We start from the raw sequence: 18,699 nt of genomic DNA, 5'->3' as shown, positions 1-18,699 counted from the left end.
TTTCTCAATACCTGCAAACATTTGGTTGCAGACACAAATTTACGTGAAGATTGTCTTTCATTTTCAACAGGTGCTCTCATCACATGCTGCATCTCAACCTAATATTAATCTTTTTATTACTGCTTACATCAATTTCATTAATTTCAGTTCCTGATTTTAAAAGAGACCAGCACAGGAACAGAGAAATAAAAGTGAATCATCCTTTAACAGCACCAGCTGTCATACCTTCAATAACCGCTTTGTTCAGTATCATATAAACAACCAGCATAGGCATTACACTCATGGATACAGAAGCAAAGATCGCTCCCCAGTTCTTGGCACCGAACTCATCCTGGAAATACAATAGTCCCGTCTGTATCGTTTTTAACTTCGTATCATTTATAAAAGTCATGGAGAACAACAAATCATTCCATTTAAAAAAGAACTGCAATACCAGTACGGTTACAATGGCATTTTTCATTAAGGGCACTACAATGGTCCACATAAGCTTATAGATTCCGCAGCCATCTACAACGGCAGCTTCCAGGATTTCATCCGGCAGAGATTTTAAGAAACCTGTGACCAGATAGATGGATAGGGATAAACCAAATGCAATATAGGTAATGATAAGACTGGTTCTTGTATTTATCAGGTTCATTCCATTGTATATCTGAAAGAGGGGAATTAATGCAGTTGCTACCGGAACCATGATACCGATTCCAAAAAAGGAAGCCACCTTATCTTTAAATTTCCATTCCATTTTGGTCAAGGCAAAGCCGATGGTTACAGAGAAAAATACGATAAATACCAATGCTGCCAGTGTGTTTATCAAGCTGTTCTTAAAGAAGGTTGCCATGTTTCCCCTGGTCCAGGCATCAATATAATTCTGAATGTAAAAACCGTCATTTAATGCATATGCCGGTTTGCTTACGAACTCTGCCGGTTTTTTAAAGGACGCCGTAAGCATCCAGAACAATGGATAAACCTCTAAAATAACAAGACCGGCTGTCAACAGTGAAATAATAAGTGGTTTTATTTTTATTTTTTTCATGTCCTTTATGCTTTTTCCTTTCTGTCAAAGAGGTTAATTAATCTGGAACCTACCACACATAACAAGAAAATAAATACTGCGATAACGCTTCCGTAGCCTACCTTACCGTATGTAAAGGAAACACTGTACATGAACATGGACAGGGATTTGGTTGCGCTTCCCGGACCTCCTTTTGTTAATGCAAGAGCAGATTCAAACATCTTAACAGTTCCGGTAAAGCTAAAGATCATACAGGTTATGGTAATGGGTTTTAAGAGAGGTGAAAGCACTCTTCGGAATAAATTAATGGCATTACAGCCGTCAATTTTTGCTGCTTCAATAATCTCACCCGGTATGTCTAATAATGCACCATAAAAGATTACGGAATAGAAGCCCATGGCAACCCAGATATCCATGGCAGAAAGTGCTCCCAGTGCTGTGGAGGATTGACCTATCCAAGGCTGTACCAGGTTCTGTAATCCGATATTGGAAAGAATGCTGTTTAACAAACCATAGTTAGGCTGAATCTCATAGATCTTTACAAACAGCTGACCAACCGCTACTGTGGGCAATACTACAGGGAAAAACACTAAGGTTCTTACTACATTTTTAAATCTGGTAAGCCAAAAGCGGAAGAACAGTGCCAATAAAAGACCCAGGCCTACCTGCCCTATCATTACAATAGCTATATATTTTAAATTCACAATCAAAGCATTATGAAAATTTTTATCGTGAAACAGTCTTTCATAATTCGCAAGTCCTACGAAATTCCATTTCAATCCGGGTGTTCCTTCATAGACGGAATAATACACCGACCATATTACCGGAAGCATAACAATAATTGTGTAAAGCAGCAGCCCTGGTAGTACAAATAAAGCTATTGCTTTTTTATTTCCAAGTACGTTTTTCATTTTTACTCCGATCTGCAATTGAATATGCGTAAGTCATCTTATATCTCATGTCTACCACGACTACGGTGACATGTTCATTTATTCTTAACTCAGATAAATCAAATTGTATAGTTATAATTTTCAACAATGTATATATTTCTATTATTTTGTATAATAATTTTATATTTACTGTTATCGCATCATTTTATATTGATTTGTCAGTTATTTTTTTCGAAAAATATGGAGCAATAGAAATGCACTTAACTATTGCTCCATATGAATCTTATAGGTTAAAGCCGATTAATACTGGCTTCCGTCGTAAGCATCCTGAATAAATTGCATGTATTCCTTTGCTGTCATATCACCGTTAATCAATGTCTGAACATAATCCTGTGCAACTGTTGATGTCTCGCTGTTCATACCGGCTTCATACCAGGTTGTTGCTTTTGTAACCTTACCTAATTCATCCGCTACAATTTTTGAATAGGAGCTTAAATCTCCGGCTACATCGTATTTATAACCTTTAACAGCACCAAACTGTGTCATAGCTTCGTTACCAAGATTCTGTACCATATATTTCAGCCAGCCAGCAGTTCCTTCATCGTACTTATCCTGTGAAAGAGCAAGGATATTTCCGCAGTTCATGGAATATTCTGTAATTGGACTGATGGACTCAACAACTACAGGAATATTAAAGAATCCGATACCGTCTTCACCTGCAGGGTTAGTATCAGCTGTAAGAGCTTCTGTAAACCAGCTGCCATTATAGAAGATAGCCGCTTTGCCGGATAAGAGCATGTTACCTGCTGTATTCTGGTCAACAGTTGTGATACCTTCACCAAAATAACCCTTTGCCGCAAGATCCTGCAGCTTCTGTGCTGCTGCTACATAACCGTCATCTGTGTATTTTGCTGTGCCATCGGCAGCTTTCTGCATTGCATCGCCGCCCATGCTTCGTACAACATAAGAATTGACTAAACGTGTAAGAGGCCATTTGTCAGCACCACCTGCAGTCAGAGGCTGAATACCAGCTTCCTGTAACTTTGCACATACAGCTTCAAAGTCTTCCCATGTGGCAGGCACTTCTACACCGGCCTGCTCAAAGAGAGCTTTGTTATACCAGAAGCCTTCAACGTTCATACCAAGAGGAAGATCATACAAATCATCTGTTCCGGATAAGGTCTTTAAGAGAGAAACTGCACCTTCATCCATCATATCGGAAACACCAAGCTCTTCTAAAGCTTTACTGATGTTTACAAGCTTATCATTTTCAATGAGATCCACAATGGGTTTACCGGATTCATAAACGAATACATCGGGTAAATCATCGGAAGCCACCAGTGTAGCAATTTTTTGCTTTAAATTATCAGAGGAAACAAGTTCAAATTCATATTTGAAGTTTGGATTAACCTCAGCAATATATTTCTTTGTCAAATCAGTTATTAATTTACCGTTATCTTTATCTTCCGCCCAAATAGATAAAATCTTAATGGTTTTAGCAGGCTGTGCATCACCGGTCTCAGAATCTCCGGTATTTGCTGTATCTGTATCTTTGCTTGTATCCTCCGTCTTATTTCCGCTGTTTGAACCAGCGTTTTCCGCTTTGCTGCCACATCCAGATACCATTGCCATAACCATTACTGCTGCCAATATTACAGCTAATAAACGTCTTTTCATGTCGTTAGACCCCCTGTAATCAAAATCCTTCTTGAGTTTTGTTTAATTCTTATAGAATTTTCCGGAATTCACTCTATATGTATACAATATCACAAACCAGATTCTTTTCTAGTCACATATTTCTTATAAAATGTATACTTTTTTTATATTTCTATAATTTCAGTATAATATTTTAACTATTTCTTGCGAATGGAGCCTTTTAATTCGTTAGGCTTTTTGCCGGTATGTTTCTTAAAAATACTGCAAAAATAATGGTAGTCATTGTAACCAACCATTTCACTGACCTGGGTAACCTTATACCCTTCTGCCAATAATTCTCTGGCATGATTTATACGTAACTGGGTCAGATATTTGATATAGGTCATGCCGACCTCTTCTTTGAAGAGAATGCTAAGATAAGCGGGATTCATATTAACCATATCCGCTAATTCATTCAGCCCGATATTCTCATTGTACTTTTCCTGAATAATGGCCAGGAGCTTTAATATGATTCTGTGATTACTGCCGGATTTGACCGCTTCCATCTTTTCCGTTATCTTACCGGTAATATCCCTTACATACTCATCTACTTCTGCGTAAGAAGAAAGTATTTCCACTTCCTTGTAGGATGCCATATCCTCTAATTCATACTGCCTTTTCTGTTCCAGAAATATTCCATTTGCTACACAGAGGAATTTATAACATTCCTGCTTATATACAGCAAGTGTATAAGACTGAGCTGCCAATACCTCTAAGATTTTTTCTGTCTGAATCTTGATTTCACCTGCCGATTCATTCATAATACCTTTGATCAGCCTGTCCACGAACCCATTGAATTGCTGCATTCCCTCGTTCTGATAGCCTTCTTTTCTCTCTGAGGCTTCCTCTTCTTTTGTTTGCAATTCCTTTTCAATCCGGTTTAATACCTCTGTAATCTTTTCAATGGTTATGGGTTTATCCAGATAGCCTTTTACGCCCAGGGAAAGCGCCCTCTTTGCATATTCAAATTCGCTGTATCCGCTGATAACGATAAAGGAGGTCTTTGGTGTAAATTCTTTTGCCTCCTCAATCAGGGATAGTCCGTCAAGTCCCGGTATACGAATATCTGTAATCACCACATCTGGTTTCGTCTGTTGTATCACTTCCAATGCCTTAATACCGTCATATGCAAATCCCACAATTTCATAATTCAGTTTCTCGCGGCTTATCATTGCTTTAATACCCTCAACAACAATAAACTCATCGTCAATCACCACCATACTATACACTGATATTACCTCCTTTGCTTAAAACAGGAACAACAATTGTTACCCTTGTTCCAACACCAGGCTTACTCTCAAAGGATACCCCATATTCTTCTCCGTAAAACAGCCTGATTCGTTCCTTCACATTGCTGACTCCATAGCCTTTTTCCAATACTGATAGCTCTTCTATTCCTACTCCATTATCGCTAATGGTAAAGTATAGCCTGTCCTCCATTCGTTTGCCTTTTATTGCAATCGTACCTTTTCCGATCTTTGCTTCAAGTCCATGATACATTGCATTCTCCACAAAGGGCTGAATAATAAAAGTAATTATCTTTAAATCCTCTACCCCTTCAAAATCCAGTTTAAGCTCAAAACGGTCATTGTAACGCATATTCTGTATGAGCATATATTCCTGTATTCTTTTCGCTTCATCCCGTATGGTTATGGTATTATCACCCTTGTTTAAGCTTAATTTAAAGGTATTGGATAAGGCTGCTACCATCCTGGCAATATCATCCTCCTGCTTTATAATAGCCATAAAATATAAGGAATCCAAGGTATTATAGAGAAAATGAGGATTAATCTGAGCCTGCAAAAGAAGCAGCTCCGCTTCTTTTTCATTCAGTTCCGCCGATAATAAACGTTCTCTCAGCTCCAGATTGTTATTTACCATCTCTTTAAATTTGTTTCCGATTTCACCTATTTCGCTGTTATCAAACTCTTCTTCTATATGCCGGTTCCCTTCCCCTACTTCCTTAATGGTCTTCTCCAGCTTATTAAGGGGTTTGCTGATTCTGTTGGAAAATAATCTTGAGAAATAAACACTGAAAAGAATCAAAATAAAAAATACCAGCAGGATGATCTGTCCGATATACAAACTATCACTGCGGAGCTCCTTCTGCTCGATGACATTTACCGCCATCCAGCCGGTGGATTCATTTAAATAACTGCTGAACAGATATTTCCCTTTATGATTACCGTTGATATAGTCCTTTAGAATTGCAGCTTTAGCCGCCATATCCCCATTAAAATAAACACCCGGATAGATACTGTCCTCATCGATTATCATATAGCGGTTGGTGGAATAACCCTCTTTCAGGGTTCCAAAAGCCCTGTCTAACAGCTTTTTATCAATATTAACTATCATGAAACCCATGGATTTACTGTTTTTGGTATTGATAAGATTTTTTACATAGGATATAGTATCCCCTTCCATGTCAGGAATCAGCACATTATAGCCATAGAAAACTTCCTTTCCTTTCGCTTTTCTGGTCTGAGACACCCATTCCTCTTCCAGGATATTGTCATTGGAATAGTACTTCTTATAGTAATCAGATGGGATTCCACCCTTAGAATAGAATAATATATTGCCTTTTTCATTTACTATGGTTACGCCTTCTATGAGAGGATCATGGGAGGCAAAGTCACCGATTGCACGATTAATGGTAAGGCTGTTAATACTGGAGAAATATCTCCCGCTCTTGTTGTTTTCATTATCTGCTATGGCTTTGATAAAGTTATGATTCACCAGGAGGCTTCGTCCCTGCTCGATAATGCTGCTAAGCTGAATATCGATGATATTACTGGAAACCTGCAGGTTATAAGTATGCGCGTATCTGTAATTGTTCTGTATGGTTACCCTTGACACATTGTAGACGGTAACTCCAAGAATTGCCGCAGAAAGCATAGAACCCAGAAGCATGGCAAATAGAATCTGATCCTTTATTTTCAGCTGTTTTATAAACCTCATAAGTCTTCTGACCTTCCCCTTAAACCCTATCATAGCTTTGACCCCTGTTAACCTAGTTTCTTTTAGTCGTATTTTACTCTTATCCAGCTTGCTGATCTGTTGTCATTTGTATTATGTCCGCCTTATTAATTACCTTTTATTTTAGCAACTATTTAAACCCCATTCAGTTGTGATAGTATTACATTTATGCATAAGTGTCAACAGATTATGTGTTTTTTTACAGATAAATGTAACTTTTTGATATTTCTTGTCTAATTTCAAAAGAGATGCCATATATAAATCGTGAAGCATACAATTTATATATGGCATAATAAATTTATAAGTGGTAATTATTTCACGCTGTTTCTCTCAACAAAAGCAGTACATACCTGTAATTTGGTACGTACACCATCATCGCCCTTCATCATTTCAATTACTTTTCTTACTGCCATCCTGCCCATTTCCTGCTTGGGAACGCGAAGACTCGTAAGCCCCGGGGTGGAAATCCCACTAAAGGGAAGATCATCAAAACCGATGACAGAAACATCCTCCGGAATTTTATACCCCTTCTCCTGTAATGCTTTCATGGCACCCAGTGCAATCATATCATTGTCCGCAAAATAAGCAGTCGGCAAATGTGGTTTACCCTCCAGATATTTTAGCATATCGCGGTAAGCCCCGTTCATAGTAGTATCAAGCTCTACACAGAATTCCTTATTATCTTCCAGTCCATTTTCAACCAGCGCCGAATGATAACCTGACTGTCTCTGACGAAATCCCAATATCCGAAATCTCCCCTTTAAGTATCCAATCTGCTTATGTCCTTTATTATAGAGATAATTAACTGCCATTCTGGCGGAATCCGCATTGTTAATCATGACGGCGTTGAAATCCATGTCAAAACTCCAATAATCCAGTAACAGAACAGGGCTGACAGTATTACGGTATAATTCCAGATCTTCTGCTTCCAGTTCCGTTCCCAGCAGTATGATTGCCGTTCCCGGCTCGTTGACCATCTGTCTGGCCTGTTCTTCATAATCCGGCTGTCTGGCATCAACATTGCCTATAGCCATCTCAAAGCCTGCTTCACGGCACTCCTGTTCAATACCATTTATCAGCAGTGTAAAGAAAGGAGTATCATCAATTATCAGTCCGTTTTTCTTATAAATAAGTAATTTAATCTTAGTAATTTCCTCTGAACCCAAATATCCTATTTCTCTGGCAACGCGGAATATCTCATCCGCAGTCTTCTGATTCACACCTTTTTTCTGATTCAGCGCATTGGAAACAGTGGCGGGTGAAAACCCTGTTATTTCACAAATCTGTTTTATTCCCGGTTTCAATCTGTCACATCCATTCTAACTTATTCTAAAATTTTTATATAAAAAATTACATAAATTTTTTATTATGTATTTTTAGTTCAAATTCAATGATTTTATTGCCGGAAGGCCCCTCCTCCTCTTTCTGACACAGCCTTTTTCATCACAGTGAACCCGTTGGCAACACTGGATGTCCCATAATTCTTTATATGTCAGCTTTCTTAGGCATACAGGAGTCCTGCTTTTTTAATATTAACTGATTATACTTTAGAAATCAATATAAAATTCAAATTTCCTCTCAGACTTTCAGCTTATATTTTTGATTATTTTTTATATAATATGTGAATAATTTATATTTTTATATAAAATACACTTGTAATTTCATATAAAATATTTATAATATAGATGTAAATATTTTATTATAATTTTTAAATCCAAATCACAAATACAAAAAGGTACCACAACACAGGAGATTTCTGCACAGAAATTTCATCACACAGAAGAACTTTGAAATGAGTACAGCATACTCATTTCGAGCTTCTTCAAATTCCAGGCTTTTTGAATTATTTACGAAGCCGCAAGTGCAGCTTCGTATCGGTAAGCACAGAGAGTGTTTTCAATCACTATTTATATGCCGCCAAGCGGCAGATGGAGGTCAGGTATGAAGAAAGTAAGATTAGGCTTTGCTCCGACCAGAAGAAGTATCTTCAGCGCACCGGATGCAATAAAGTATGCCAATTTAACAAGAGAAAGATTAACAGCACTGGGGGTAGAATTTGTTGATATTACTGATATCAATGAAGAGGGGCTTTTTTATGACGAACTGGACAGAGAGAAAATAGCAGAGAAATTCAGACAGGAGAAAATTGACGGTCTTTTCTTTCCGCACTGTAATTTCGGTACGGAATACGTTGTGGCAAGGCTGGCAAAAGAATTAAATGTTCCTGTGCTGCTGTGGGGTCCCAGAGACGAAAGACCCGATGAGAAGGGTATCCGTTTAAGAGACAGCCAATGTGGCTTATTTGCAACGGGTAAAGTGTTAAGAAGATTTCAGGTTCCCTTCACCTATCTGACCAACTGCCGGTTAGAAGATGCTGAATTTAAAAAAGGAATCAATAATTTCCTTGCAGTATGTAATGTGGTTAAGACCTTCCGTCATACAAGAATTTTACAGATTGCTCCCAGACCTTTTGATTTCTGGTCCACGATGTGTAACGAGGGTGAGTTGCTGGAGCGTTTCAACATACAGCTCTCTCCTATTCCCATGCCTGAGCTGACTGCAGCAGTCAGAAAAGCAAAAGAAGAGAAAGTGGATGTAGCCGCTGTAGTGGAATACTGCAGGGAAAATATGAACATAAAGATTAAAGACGAGGAACTGGAAAGTGTTGCTGCTTTAAAGGTTGCCATGAAGAAACTGGCTGACAGCTATGGCTGCAATGCCATTGCCATTCAGTGCTGGAATGCCCTTCAGACCGAAATCGGAATTATGCCCTGTGCCGCCAACTCTCTCCTTAACCAGGAAGGTATTCCGGTAGTCTGTGAGACAGATATTCACGGTGCAATCACCTCTCTGCTGGTAGAAGCGTCCACCCTTGATGATACCAGAAGCTTCTTTGCAGACTGGACAGTAAGGCATCCGGATAACGAGAACGGTGAATTATTACAGCATTGCGGCCCCTGGCCCCTCTCAGTTTCAAAAGAAAAACCCACCATCGGTTATCCTCTTGCCTTTAAGCATCCAGGCGCGGTAGAAGCTGAGGCGAAACACGGAAATATGACCCTGTGCCGCTTTGACGGTGACAATGGTGAGTATTCCCTGCTCCTTGGTCATGCAAAAGGCATTGAAGGACCTTATACAAAAGGAACCTATGTATGGGTGGAAGTTGAGAACATGAACCGCCTGGAGGAGAAGCTGGTTTACGGACCTTACATTCATCACTGTGTAGGCATACATAAGGATGTTGTTCCCGTGCTTTATGAAGCCTGTAAATATATCAATGTCAAACCGGATCTTTATGACCCCATTGAAGAAGAAGTTAAAGCAAGCATCCGTGGAGAAATCAGGTAGTCTATAAGAATTCCCCCTTCTCACAGAAATATTACGAACAATGACAGAACATTTTCACTTCGATAGAAGTTAAATAGCCGCTTTCTCCTTTTAACTTCTATCGGATTAAGGCCGATAGAACGGCGGATTGTGAGGTACAAAATGAATTTAACACAGAAATCCTTTCAGCTTAGAAAAGACGTACTGGATATGATTTACCGAGCTGGAACCGGACATATGGGCGGGGACTTTTCAGTAATGGATATCCTTGTAACCCTTTATTATAAGCAGATGAATATATCCCCCGAGCTGACAAAGGACCCTTTAAGAGATTATTTTATCCTGAGCAAAGGCCACTCTGTAGAGGCCCTCTATGCGGTACTTGCCGACAGAGGTTTCTTTCCGAAAGCAGACCTGCTCTCCTATTCCCAGTTTGGCAGCAAATACATAGGTCATCCCAATAACAAGATCAATGGAATCGAGATGAATTCCGGCTCCTTGGGCCACGGTCTTTCCGTCTGTGTCGGTATCGCCTTAGGTGTGCAGAAATCCGGCGGCAGCAACCGGGTATATACAGTAATGGGTGACGGAGAGCTGGCAGAAGGTTCCGTTTGGGAAGGTGCTATGGCAGCCGGTCATTACAAATTGGATAACCTTTGTGCAGTAGTTGACCGTAACCGCCTGCAGATCTCCGGAAGTACCGAAAAGGTTATGTCCCAGGATTCCCAGGATTTAAGATGGGAAAGCTTTGGCTGGCATGTGATCCATGCAACAGGCAACGATATTACAGCTCTTGACAGGGCCTTTGAAGCAGCCAGAAATACAAAAGGGAAACCTACGGTAATTATCGCAGATACCATTAAAGGCTACGGCGTATCTTTTATGGAGAGCAATCCCGCCTGGCATCATAAGGTTCCCACCGCCGAAGAGTACGAAAAAGCAGTGGCAGAATTAGCAGCAAAGGAGGCAGAAGCAAATGAATAAGATTCCCAATAGACAGGCAATCTGTGACGTTTTAGTAGAGAAAGCTGCTGCGGACAAGGATATCTTCGTACTGTGCAGCGACTCCAGAGGTTCAGCTTCTCTGGCCGAATATGCCAATACCTATCCGGAGCAATTCATTGAGGTCGGTATTGCAGAACAGAATCTTGTCAGTATCAGCGCAGGCCTTGCAAAAACTGGCAAGAAAGTATTTGCAGCTTCTCCGGCCTGCTTCCTCTCAACAAGAAGCATGGAACAGGCAAAGGTTGATGTTGGCTATTCCAATACAAATGTAACCCTTATCGGCATCAGCGGAGGCATCAGCTACGGCTCCCTTGGTATGACCCACCATTCCAACCAGGATATTGCTTCCATGGGTACCATTCCCAACATGAGAGTCTATCTGCCCAGTGACAGACATCAGACCAAATGCCTGATAAAGGCATTATTGGAAGATAACAAACCTGCATATGTACGAGTTGGCAGAAATCCTGTTGCAGACATTTATTCCGAAGAAGAGACACCTTTTACATTAGATAAAGCGACTGTACTGTCAGAAGGAACAGATCTTGCAATTATCGCCTGCGGCGAAATGGTGAGTATTGCCTTTGACGCCGTTAAGACCTTAAAAGAACAGGGCATATCAGCAACACTTCTTGACATGTACTGCATAAAACCTCTTGACAAAGATGCACTGTTAAAAGCAGCAGCCAATGCAAAAGCCGTAATCACCATAGAGGAACATTCAATCTATGGAGGGCTGGGCTCACTGGTTAGTCAGCTCATTTCCGCTAACTGCCCTAAAAAGGTTATAAACCTGGCACTTCCCGATGAACCTGCTGTCTCAGGTAAATCCCCTGAAGTATTTGACTACTATGGACTTAACAAAGAAGGTATCATAAAAACTGCAATGGAGCTAATGAATGATGTCAGATAAATATATATTAAGTATAGACCAGAGTACCCAGGGAACCAAAGCCTTGCTTTTTGACAAAGACGGAAAGGTACTGGGAAGAAGCGATTTTTCTCATGACCAGCTGATCAACAGCTTTGGATGGGTGGAGCATGATCCCGTTCAGATCTATAACAATACCCTCTCTGCCGTCAAAGCTGTTGTTGAAAAAACCGGTATCAGCAAATCCGATATTTTATGTATCGGCATCACCAATCAACGGGAAACAGCCGTTGCCTGGGATAGAGAAACCGGAAAACCGGTCTGCAATGCCATTGTCTGGCAGTGCGCCAGAGGCGCTGGAATCTGCGAGGCATTGAATTCCCGGAGAGCGTTCATACAAAGCCGTACAGGTTTGCCCCTCTCCCCCTACTATTCCGCAGCCAAAATAGCCTGGATACTTCAGAATGTAAAAGATGCCAAAGAAAAATCCGAAGCCGGTACCCTCTGCTACGGAAATATGGATAGCTGGCTGATATACAATCTTACAAAAACCCGCAATTTTAAAACAGACTATTCAAACGCCTCCAGGACCCAGCTTTTTAATGTCAGCACCTTAAGCTGGGATGAAGAAATCTGCGGATTGTTTGGTTTAAACAGCAAGTGTCTGGCAGAAGTCTGCGACTCTGATGCCTTATACGGAGAAACTGATTTCTCAGGTTATCTGGATACACCGATTCCTATTCATAGTGTAATGGGGGATTCCCACAGTGCTCTGTTCAGTCAGTTCTGCCATCATAAAGGCATGGCAAAAGCCACCTATGGCACCGGTTCTTCTATTATGATGAACATAGGGACAGAACCAGTCTTCAGTCAAAAGGGGATTGCAACTTCCCTGGCCTGGAAAAGAAACGGTAAGGCTGAATATGTACTGGAAGGAAATATCAATTACACTGGTGCTGTAATAGCCTGGTTAAAGAATGATTTGAAGCTGATACAGGAGACTTCCGAAGCAGAATCCCTTGCAGTCCTCGCCAATCCTGCCGACCAAACCGTTCTTGTTCCTGCTTTCTCAGGACTTGGTGCCCCCTATATGAAAAACGATGTATCCGCCATATTCTATGGTATGACCCGCACCACCGGTAAAGCTGAGCTGGTAAAAGCTGCTTTGGATTCCATTGCTTATCAGATTACGGATGTTGTAAAAGTCATACTGGAGGAATCCTCAATAGAGCTCAGAGAACTAAAGGTGGACGGCGGTCCCACCAGAAATTCTTCTCTAATGCAGTTTCAAAGTGATATCGCCAACCTTCCTGTCCGTGTATCGGATACCGAGGAATTATCAGCAGCCGGAGCTGCTTATATGGCTGGAAGTTCATACGGCTTCTATGATTTGAAGGACCTTGAAGAAAAGAGCAACGGCGTGTATTACCTGCCGAAAATGGAGGAAGCAGAAAGAAGCTTAAAATATCAGGGCTGGAAAAAGGCTGTTGAGATGCTGTTAAATAGTACAACTTGAAGATTAAAAAACCTGACGTTGTATTTAAACAATGTTGCTGTAATAAGCTTCAAAAACACATTGCCAATTTGTGTGCTATAACCGCACAAAAATAGTTTGCTTTTAGCACACAAAATCGGCAAAATTCTCAAAGGAACATCCCTGCCGGCTAAATTGTTTTGATTCCAGACATTCCATGTAAATGATTGGTGAGGGACTGTTGGATACCTTTTGAAATCTCCTGCGTCTGATTTATCCCTTTTCGCAATGCAATATCAAGCGGTTCTCCCGCCATCAGGCTATTGGTAATTGCCTCTGTTATCCCCCCTTTCGTAATCATCCTGGCGACATAACCTTCTTTCTCGATATTATTCTGAAAACAAGGCAGAATCTTTATAGCCCATAGATAAAGTTCAGAAAGCAGGGGATATTCTTTCCCGATTTTATCAATAGCTTCTTGTTGCTGCCCTGGGTTTTTTGTTGTTAAAATTGCCGCGGGCATACAGACACCAGCAGTAAAGACATCTAAATTATCTTCTGTTATTGTTTTAATATGCGTTAAATTCATGCATCGCAGCAACATCTTCAAATGTTCATGCTCTGGAAACATGGCCGCTACACCTTTTTCAGACACTACAGTATCTGGACCACTAAACATCATACGGTATACATTTATGTCTAATATTTGATACAGCAATTCTGCGGATACACCCGCCATACAGGAAACAACAAGTGCTTTTTCCGATATGGGGATATTTATCAATCCAGTAATATCCTGAGGCTTTATGGTGATTAAAATAATCCCCGCTTCCTGGAATATTTCCTGGTTTGTTGAAAGACATGGGGTTAATCCCTGGGCATTAAGCATTTCATAAGTGCGGGGATTATCTCTGTAGGAAATTAACAGATTCTTTCTCTCGAGCCCCCTGTCAATCAGTGAGTTCGCAATTGCTTGTCCCAAATGACCGCATCCTACAATTCCGATTTTTAGATTATTCAGTATAATCCAATCATTACTTAACAAAATCCACAACTCCTTTCATCGAGCTTGTATTAAATAGGATATAATTTCATTCCTCTGGCACATTGCATCAGGGATTTTCGCAATTTTGCTCACTTCATAGCCGATAGCCGGATTTTTTTGGAGAAGTGCAAGATAGGCTTTTGCTTCATAAGTAGAAAATCCAAACTGTGTCAATTTAAGTATTATATCGTTCATAATAGCTCCTTTAAATATTTATCTATATACTACCTTAGGAGTAAGAAACAAGTCAATGACTACCAATATTAAGTAGAATAACTTTTTTAAATACCCTGATACTTTTTTGTATTTACAGTAAAAGGCAAACACTACTATAGACCTAAAAGCCTGCAAGCCGGTTGTCCTGTCTTCCTTAATTTTACAGAAAATAAATATGGCGTAGTTCTATGTTTTAATTTAATATTGAATATGGAAGGAATTTTTAAACTGTATTATCAAAAAATATAACTTGTTGAGGTGTTTATGGAAAAACAGATTGGGAAACTGATAGGAAGCGGCGGTACGTCAGATGTACATGAATGGGGTGATAATGAGGTGATAAAGATTTATAAACCTCATATATCCGATGGTACTATAAACCATGAGGAGTATATAGGAAAATTATTAAATAAAACTTTCTTAAATATACCCAAACTCATTGATTCAATAACTATAGACGGTAAAAGTGCATTAATATATGAGCGTAAACCAGGCAATATACTAGCCGAACCGCTGTTAAGAGGAATTTATGAGAAAGAATTAGCACAGAAATTTGCTAAGATGCATTATGATATACATATGGAAACCATAATCGAACTGCCCAAACAATATGAATTCTTTTATAACCGTATTACAGGATTAAGTAGCATTTTAGGAGCTAAATCAGATACTTTATTGGAGCTGCTGGATAGCATTCCTACTGAGACCAAGCTTTGCCATGGTGATTATCAACCACTGAATATCATCGGTGAAGCTGGTGACTATACCGTCATAGACTGGAATGGTGCCTGTTCCGGGAATCCTGTACTGGATGTTGCCTGGACATACCTGACTCTTAATTCTCCTGTGGTCAAGCATCTGCTGGGAAAAGAAGCTTCTGAACTATTTACCCTGTTTGTAGAGGAGTATTTATCTCATTATTGTCAACTATCAGGCATCAATAGCACGCAAGTCCTAAAGTGCCTGCCTCTGGTTGCTGCAAGAAGATTATACGATAACAATTCAAGTGAAACAGATGTATCGAAACTTGAAAAAGACTGGCTGCATCAGCTATTGTCAGACTTTTAAATACGAAGAGTGATAACCTATAGAACTGCATAAAAAAACCGCAAACAGCCTATCCATAAGATTAACTTTCTTGTGTCAGACAAAATGAGTCTATTAAAAAGGAGTTAACTTCACTTACTGGTTGTTTGCGGTTCTATTTTATTAAGCTATTTTTATGGAACTTTCTTTTTTAAACACCTTGTCAATCTTAACCTTTAAATCATCAGAGATTTCTGTTAGGGGAAGTCTAAGTTCAGGGGAATCAATCAGACCGATTTGATTTAAGCAATATTTAATAGGAGCAGGATTAGGCTCTTCAAAAAGCAGTGGAATTAAAGGATAGATTTCCTTCCAGGTAACAAGCGCTTCTTCTGCATTGTTTGCTTTGATATCCTTGAATATTTTTACAAACTTTTCTGTGTTTGTATGAGCTGAAGCCATAATACCACCTGCACCACCAAGGGTTAGGGTAAGATAAAACAGCAGGTCCTCTCCTGTCAGTATGGAGAAATTCTCTGGTGGATTCAGTAAAAGATTCATCGTCTGCTTAATGTCTCCGCAGGAATCTTTCAAGCCAACGATATTCTTAAATTCAGCCAGTTTGTAGAGCGTATCATTGGTAATATTAACACCTGTACGGTATGGGATATTATAAATGATAATATTTAAAGAAGTTTCCTCTGCAAGGCTTTTAAAATGAGCATAAATTCCATTCTGGTTCGGCTTGTTATAATAAGGACAGACGGACAGAATACCTTCAATCTTATATTTCTCAGCCAGTTTAGCTCTTTTCGCCACGTTAGCTGTGCAGTTACCTCCTATACCGGCGTAGATTGGCAGGCGCCCTCTGTTATATTCCAGAGTCTTATCCATCATTTCCTCAAATTCATATTCGCTGATCGTTGGTATCTCGCCGGTAGTCCCAAAGGGGATAAAGCCGGAGATTCCGGTTTCTGCATAATGATTGATGAGCCTTTCATAGGATTTATAGTCTATCTTCCCTTCAGAAAAGGGTGTTATAATGGGCAGCCATACACCGTTAAGTGACATAATTATACCTCCTGATTTTGAATATCTTTGAGTTATTTCAGTTGAATTGCTATTATCTCTTTCCGATTGCCTAATCCCTAAATCAATAATTTTCATGAAAAGAAATAAAATCTTATTTCAACCTATATGTTTATTCTATCGAAATTTTCACTATGTGTTACTTAAAACAGGTCATTTATTCACCTTTTTATACATTATACAAAACATTATTTTATGAAAATATTATTATAATGCTTTCAATATTGCAGATAGTGCTGTATACTATAAAAAAATCATACACTCGGATTATGCTGCTGATTTCAGTTAACATAGCACCTGTATTTTATGATATATACATAGTAAGTGTAACTATAGTACTTAGGTTTCTGATGAATGATAATACAGCTCCAACAGCTAATCCTTCATAAAAGATGCAACAATTTTACAAAAACCCAGTCTATAAATACAAAAATAAAACCATGTTATAGAAGCTAAATCTTGTGGCCAAACCGAACTATAATAAAAACTAAATTTTATGACCAAAATTCGAACTTACTAAAAAGCTAAATTTTATGACTAAAACCCGAACTTTAATAAAAACTAAATTTTATGACCAAAATTCGAACTTACTAAAAAGTTAAATTTTATGGCTAAAATCCGAACTTTATTATAAGCTAAATTTTATGACGACCAAACTGAAAGACTCGAAAGACTTATGGCTAAATCAAAACCTTTATATAAAAGCTAAAACCTTGTGAGTATATGGAAACCAAAACCATGAAACCAAACCTAAATCTTTATATAAAATAATTTTTTACGCAATTAAAGCTCATCACAAAATCAAGGATTAACACCCATAAGCTAATAATATACATAAAATAACAATTGATATAATCAAAAAAGCAAAGTTACACTACCGATTTCAGGCAATTTGTGTAAAACAGAAAGGATGAATGCGCCTATGGAAATGTATTAGAAGTCCTTTTCTCGGAATCGATTGCGCTATATAATCAAGCAGATTGTTTGAGCGCAGCGAGTTATCTGTTTGATTATATGCCCAGCGCAATCGATTCCGAGAATTAGGACTTCTTATACATTGGAATGAAGCATGAATCCTTTCTGTTTTGCACAAATTACCGTCCGTCCGTTCCCCCACCCCACCCCACCCTTCACCACTACATATCCCCCCCTATAAAGGAGTACAAACATGGGCACCTTCGAAAAGCTTGGATACCTAAACGATGATTTTCGGATCTTCCACCTGATGGACAATGAAAAAAAAGAATTTAATTTTCACTACCATGACTTTAACAAAATAATGATCTTCCTCTCCGGAAACCTTAATTATTCCATCGAAGGCAGAAACTACCACTTAAATCCCTATGATATCCTCCTGGTAAACGCCGGTGAGGTACACCGCCCCGTCTGTCTTGATAATTCCGTTTATGACAGAATTATCGTATATGTATCCACGAAATTTTTATCCTCCTACAGCAGTGAAGAGTATTACCTGATGCACTGCTTTGACAAAGCGAAAAAAGAGCATTCCAATGTTCTGCGGATTCCCTCACTGGATAAGAGCAAGCTCTATCATGTCTGCAAAGAACTGGAATTATCCTTTAAAGACAATGACTTTGCAAGAGAGCTGTACCAGAAAATTTTATTCCTAGAGTTTATGATACAGTTAAACCGTACAGTTATCTCCAATCACGTAAACTATCTGGACAGTGATATGGCAAATGATAAGCTCCTCGCGATCCTTGACTATATCAATACTCATCTCACCGAGGATATAACAATCGATACACTGGCAAATACCTTTTTTCTAAGCAGGTACTATCTCATGCACTTTTTTAAGGAGCATACCGGTTATACCGTAGGCAATTATATCACAGAGAAGCGGCTGCTGCTGGCCAGACATTTTGTTCAAGGCGGCTACACCTCAACCCAGGCCTGCTATATGAGTGGTTTTAAGAATTATTCAACCTTTTCAAGGGCTTTTAAAAAAGCCTTTAAAACAATGCCCAAAAATGCCCCTTACATAGATTAACATGTAAAATACTATCCCTTTCATGGACTTTCGTATATACCCTTAAGCTTCTACTGGAATATCCA

At 39.2% G+C, this 18,699-nt stretch carries 15 protein-coding genes; 6 read left to right on the top strand and 9 right to left on the bottom strand.

What is annotated here, in order from left to right; genetic code table 11:
* Positions 1 to 196: 196 nt before the first annotated feature.
* The 6 genes from BR73_RS0113060 to BR73_RS0113035 form a co-directional block, all read right to left on the bottom strand.
* Entirely contained in the window at positions 197 to 1,030 is an 834-nt protein-coding gene (locus BR73_RS0113060) for a carbohydrate ABC transporter permease (RefSeq protein ID WP_051685191.1), read from the bottom strand.
* Between the two features lie 5 nt (positions 1,031 to 1,035).
* On the bottom strand, positions 1,036 to 1,920 hold the full coding sequence (locus BR73_RS0113055; RefSeq protein ID WP_033165884.1) for a sugar ABC transporter permease: 885 nt from the start codon (positions 1,918 to 1,920) through the stop codon (positions 1,036 to 1,038).
* A gap of 279 nt (positions 1,921 to 2,199) precedes the next feature.
* On the bottom strand, positions 2,200 to 3,576 hold the full coding sequence (locus BR73_RS0113050; RefSeq protein WP_033165883.1) for an extracellular solute-binding protein: 1,377 nt from the start codon (positions 3,574 to 3,576) through the stop codon (positions 2,200 to 2,202).
* Positions 3,577 to 3,752: 176 nt separating this feature from the next.
* The gene (locus BR73_RS0113045) at positions 3,753 to 4,814 is read right to left on the bottom strand and encodes a response regulator (RefSeq protein WP_033165882.1); all 1,062 of its coding nucleotides are present in this window, start codon (positions 4,812 to 4,814) and stop codon (positions 3,753 to 3,755) included.
* Between the two features lies 1 nt (position 4,815).
* A complete protein-coding gene (locus BR73_RS0113040) occupies positions 4,816 to 6,585 on the bottom strand; it encodes a sensor histidine kinase (RefSeq protein ID WP_081848652.1) in 1,770 nt (589 codons plus the stop codon).
* Positions 6,586 to 6,881: 296 nt separating this feature from the next.
* A complete protein-coding gene (locus tag BR73_RS0113035; protein ID WP_033165880.1) occupies positions 6,882 to 7,874 on the bottom strand; it encodes a LacI family DNA-binding transcriptional regulator in 993 nt (330 codons plus the stop codon).
* A 637-nt stretch (positions 7,875 to 8,511) separates the two neighbouring features.
* On the opposite strand from BR73_RS0113035, the gene BR73_RS0113030 reads away from it, so the two are divergent.
* From BR73_RS0113030 to BR73_RS0113015, 4 genes are all read left to right on the top strand, one after another.
* The gene (locus BR73_RS0113030; protein ID WP_033165879.1) at positions 8,512 to 9,918 is read left to right on the top strand and encodes an L-fucose/L-arabinose isomerase family protein; all 1,407 of its coding nucleotides are present in this window, start codon (positions 8,512 to 8,514) and stop codon (positions 9,916 to 9,918) included.
* A gap of 141 nt (positions 9,919 to 10,059) precedes the next feature.
* Entirely contained in the window at positions 10,060 to 10,881 is an 822-nt protein-coding gene (locus BR73_RS0113025) for a transketolase (RefSeq protein WP_033165878.1), read from the top strand.
* Positions 10,874 to 11,815 (top strand): transketolase C-terminal domain-containing protein, encoded by a 942-nt coding sequence (locus BR73_RS0113020; RefSeq protein WP_033165877.1) that lies wholly within the window; start codon positions 10,874 to 10,876, stop codon positions 11,813 to 11,815. Before BR73_RS0113025 ends, BR73_RS0113020 begins: the two co-directional genes overlap by 8 nt.
* Entirely contained in the window at positions 11,802 to 13,289 is a 1,488-nt protein-coding gene (locus tag BR73_RS0113015) for a glycerol kinase (RefSeq protein ID WP_033165876.1), read from the top strand. Before BR73_RS0113020 ends, BR73_RS0113015 begins: the two co-directional genes overlap by 14 nt.
* Before the next feature lie 148 nt (positions 13,290 to 13,437).
* Here BR73_RS0113015 and BR73_RS0113010 read toward each other — a convergent pair whose 3' ends face one another.
* Positions 13,438 to 14,292, bottom strand: a complete 855-nt coding sequence (locus BR73_RS0113010) for an NAD(P)-binding domain-containing protein (RefSeq protein WP_033165875.1) — start codon at positions 14,290 to 14,292, stop codon at positions 13,438 to 13,440.
* A gap of 15 nt (positions 14,293 to 14,307) precedes the next feature.
* Positions 14,308 to 14,487, bottom strand: a complete 180-nt coding sequence (locus tag BR73_RS0113005; RefSeq protein WP_033165874.1) for a helix-turn-helix domain-containing protein — start codon at positions 14,485 to 14,487, stop codon at positions 14,308 to 14,310.
* Between the two features lie 285 nt (positions 14,488 to 14,772).
* Here BR73_RS0113005 and BR73_RS0113000 point away from each other — a divergent pair, with 285 nt between their 5' ends.
* Entirely contained in the window at positions 14,773 to 15,576 is an 804-nt protein-coding gene (locus BR73_RS0113000; protein ID WP_033165873.1) for an aminoglycoside phosphotransferase family protein, read from the top strand.
* A 141-nt stretch (positions 15,577 to 15,717) separates the two neighbouring features.
* On the opposite strand, the gene dapA is transcribed toward BR73_RS0113000, so the two are convergent.
* A complete protein-coding gene (dapA, locus tag BR73_RS0112995; RefSeq protein WP_033165872.1) occupies positions 15,718 to 16,605 on the bottom strand; it encodes a 4-hydroxy-tetrahydrodipicolinate synthase in 888 nt (295 codons plus the stop codon).
* 1,186 nt (positions 16,606 to 17,791) lie between these two features.
* Here dapA and BR73_RS0112990 point away from each other — a divergent pair.
* Positions 17,792 to 18,634 (top strand): AraC family transcriptional regulator, encoded by an 843-nt coding sequence (locus tag BR73_RS0112990; protein ID WP_033165871.1) that lies wholly within the window; start codon positions 17,792 to 17,794, stop codon positions 18,632 to 18,634.
* Positions 18,635 to 18,699: the final 65 nt, after the last annotated feature.

The sequence above is a fragment of the Clostridium sp. KNHs205 genome (genome assembly GCF_000702945.1).
In the GTDB taxonomy this organism is placed as follows: domain Bacteria; phylum Bacillota; class Clostridia; order Lachnospirales; family Lachnospiraceae; genus Anaerocolumna.
Note: the sequence above shows the minus strand (reverse complement) of the source record. Positions and strands in the feature narration are given on the sequence as shown.

Excerpts from the sequence above, each read along its gene's own strand:
- BR73_RS0113060 (WP_051685191.1), bottom strand. The coding sequence starts at position 1,030 with ATGAAAAAAATAAAAATAAAACCACTTATTATTTCACTGTTGACAGCC.
- BR73_RS0113055 (WP_033165884.1), bottom strand. The coding sequence starts at position 1,920 with ATGAAAAACGTACTTGGAAATAAAAAAGCAATAGCTTTATTTGTACTA.
- BR73_RS0113050 (WP_033165883.1), bottom strand. The coding sequence starts at position 3,576 with ATGAAAAGACGTTTATTAGCTGTAATATTGGCAGCAGTAATGGTTATG.
- BR73_RS0113045 (WP_033165882.1), bottom strand. The coding sequence starts at position 4,814 with ATGGTGGTGATTGACGATGAGTTTATTGTTGTTGAGGGTATTAAAGCA.
- BR73_RS0113040 (WP_081848652.1), bottom strand. The coding sequence starts at position 6,585 with ATGATAGGGTTTAAGGGGAAGGTCAGAAGACTTATGAGGTTTATAAAA.
- BR73_RS0113030 (WP_033165879.1), top strand. The coding sequence starts at position 8,512 with ATGAAGAAAGTAAGATTAGGCTTTGCTCCGACCAGAAGAAGTATCTTC.
- BR73_RS0113025 (WP_033165878.1), top strand. The coding sequence starts at position 10,060 with ATGAATTTAACACAGAAATCCTTTCAGCTTAGAAAAGACGTACTGGAT.
- BR73_RS0113020 (WP_033165877.1), top strand. The coding sequence starts at position 10,874 with ATGAATAAGATTCCCAATAGACAGGCAATCTGTGACGTTTTAGTAGAG.
- BR73_RS0113015 (WP_033165876.1), top strand. The coding sequence starts at position 11,802 with ATGATGTCAGATAAATATATATTAAGTATAGACCAGAGTACCCAGGGA.
- BR73_RS0113005 (WP_033165874.1), bottom strand. The coding sequence starts at position 14,487 with ATGAACGATATAATACTTAAATTGACACAGTTTGGATTTTCTACTTAT.
- BR73_RS0113000 (WP_033165873.1), top strand. The coding sequence starts at position 14,773 with ATGGAAAAACAGATTGGGAAACTGATAGGAAGCGGCGGTACGTCAGAT.
- dapA (WP_033165872.1), bottom strand. The coding sequence starts at position 16,605 with ATGTCACTTAACGGTGTATGGCTGCCCATTATAACACCCTTTTCTGAA.
- BR73_RS0112990 (WP_033165871.1), top strand. The coding sequence starts at position 17,792 with ATGGGCACCTTCGAAAAGCTTGGATACCTAAACGATGATTTTCGGATC.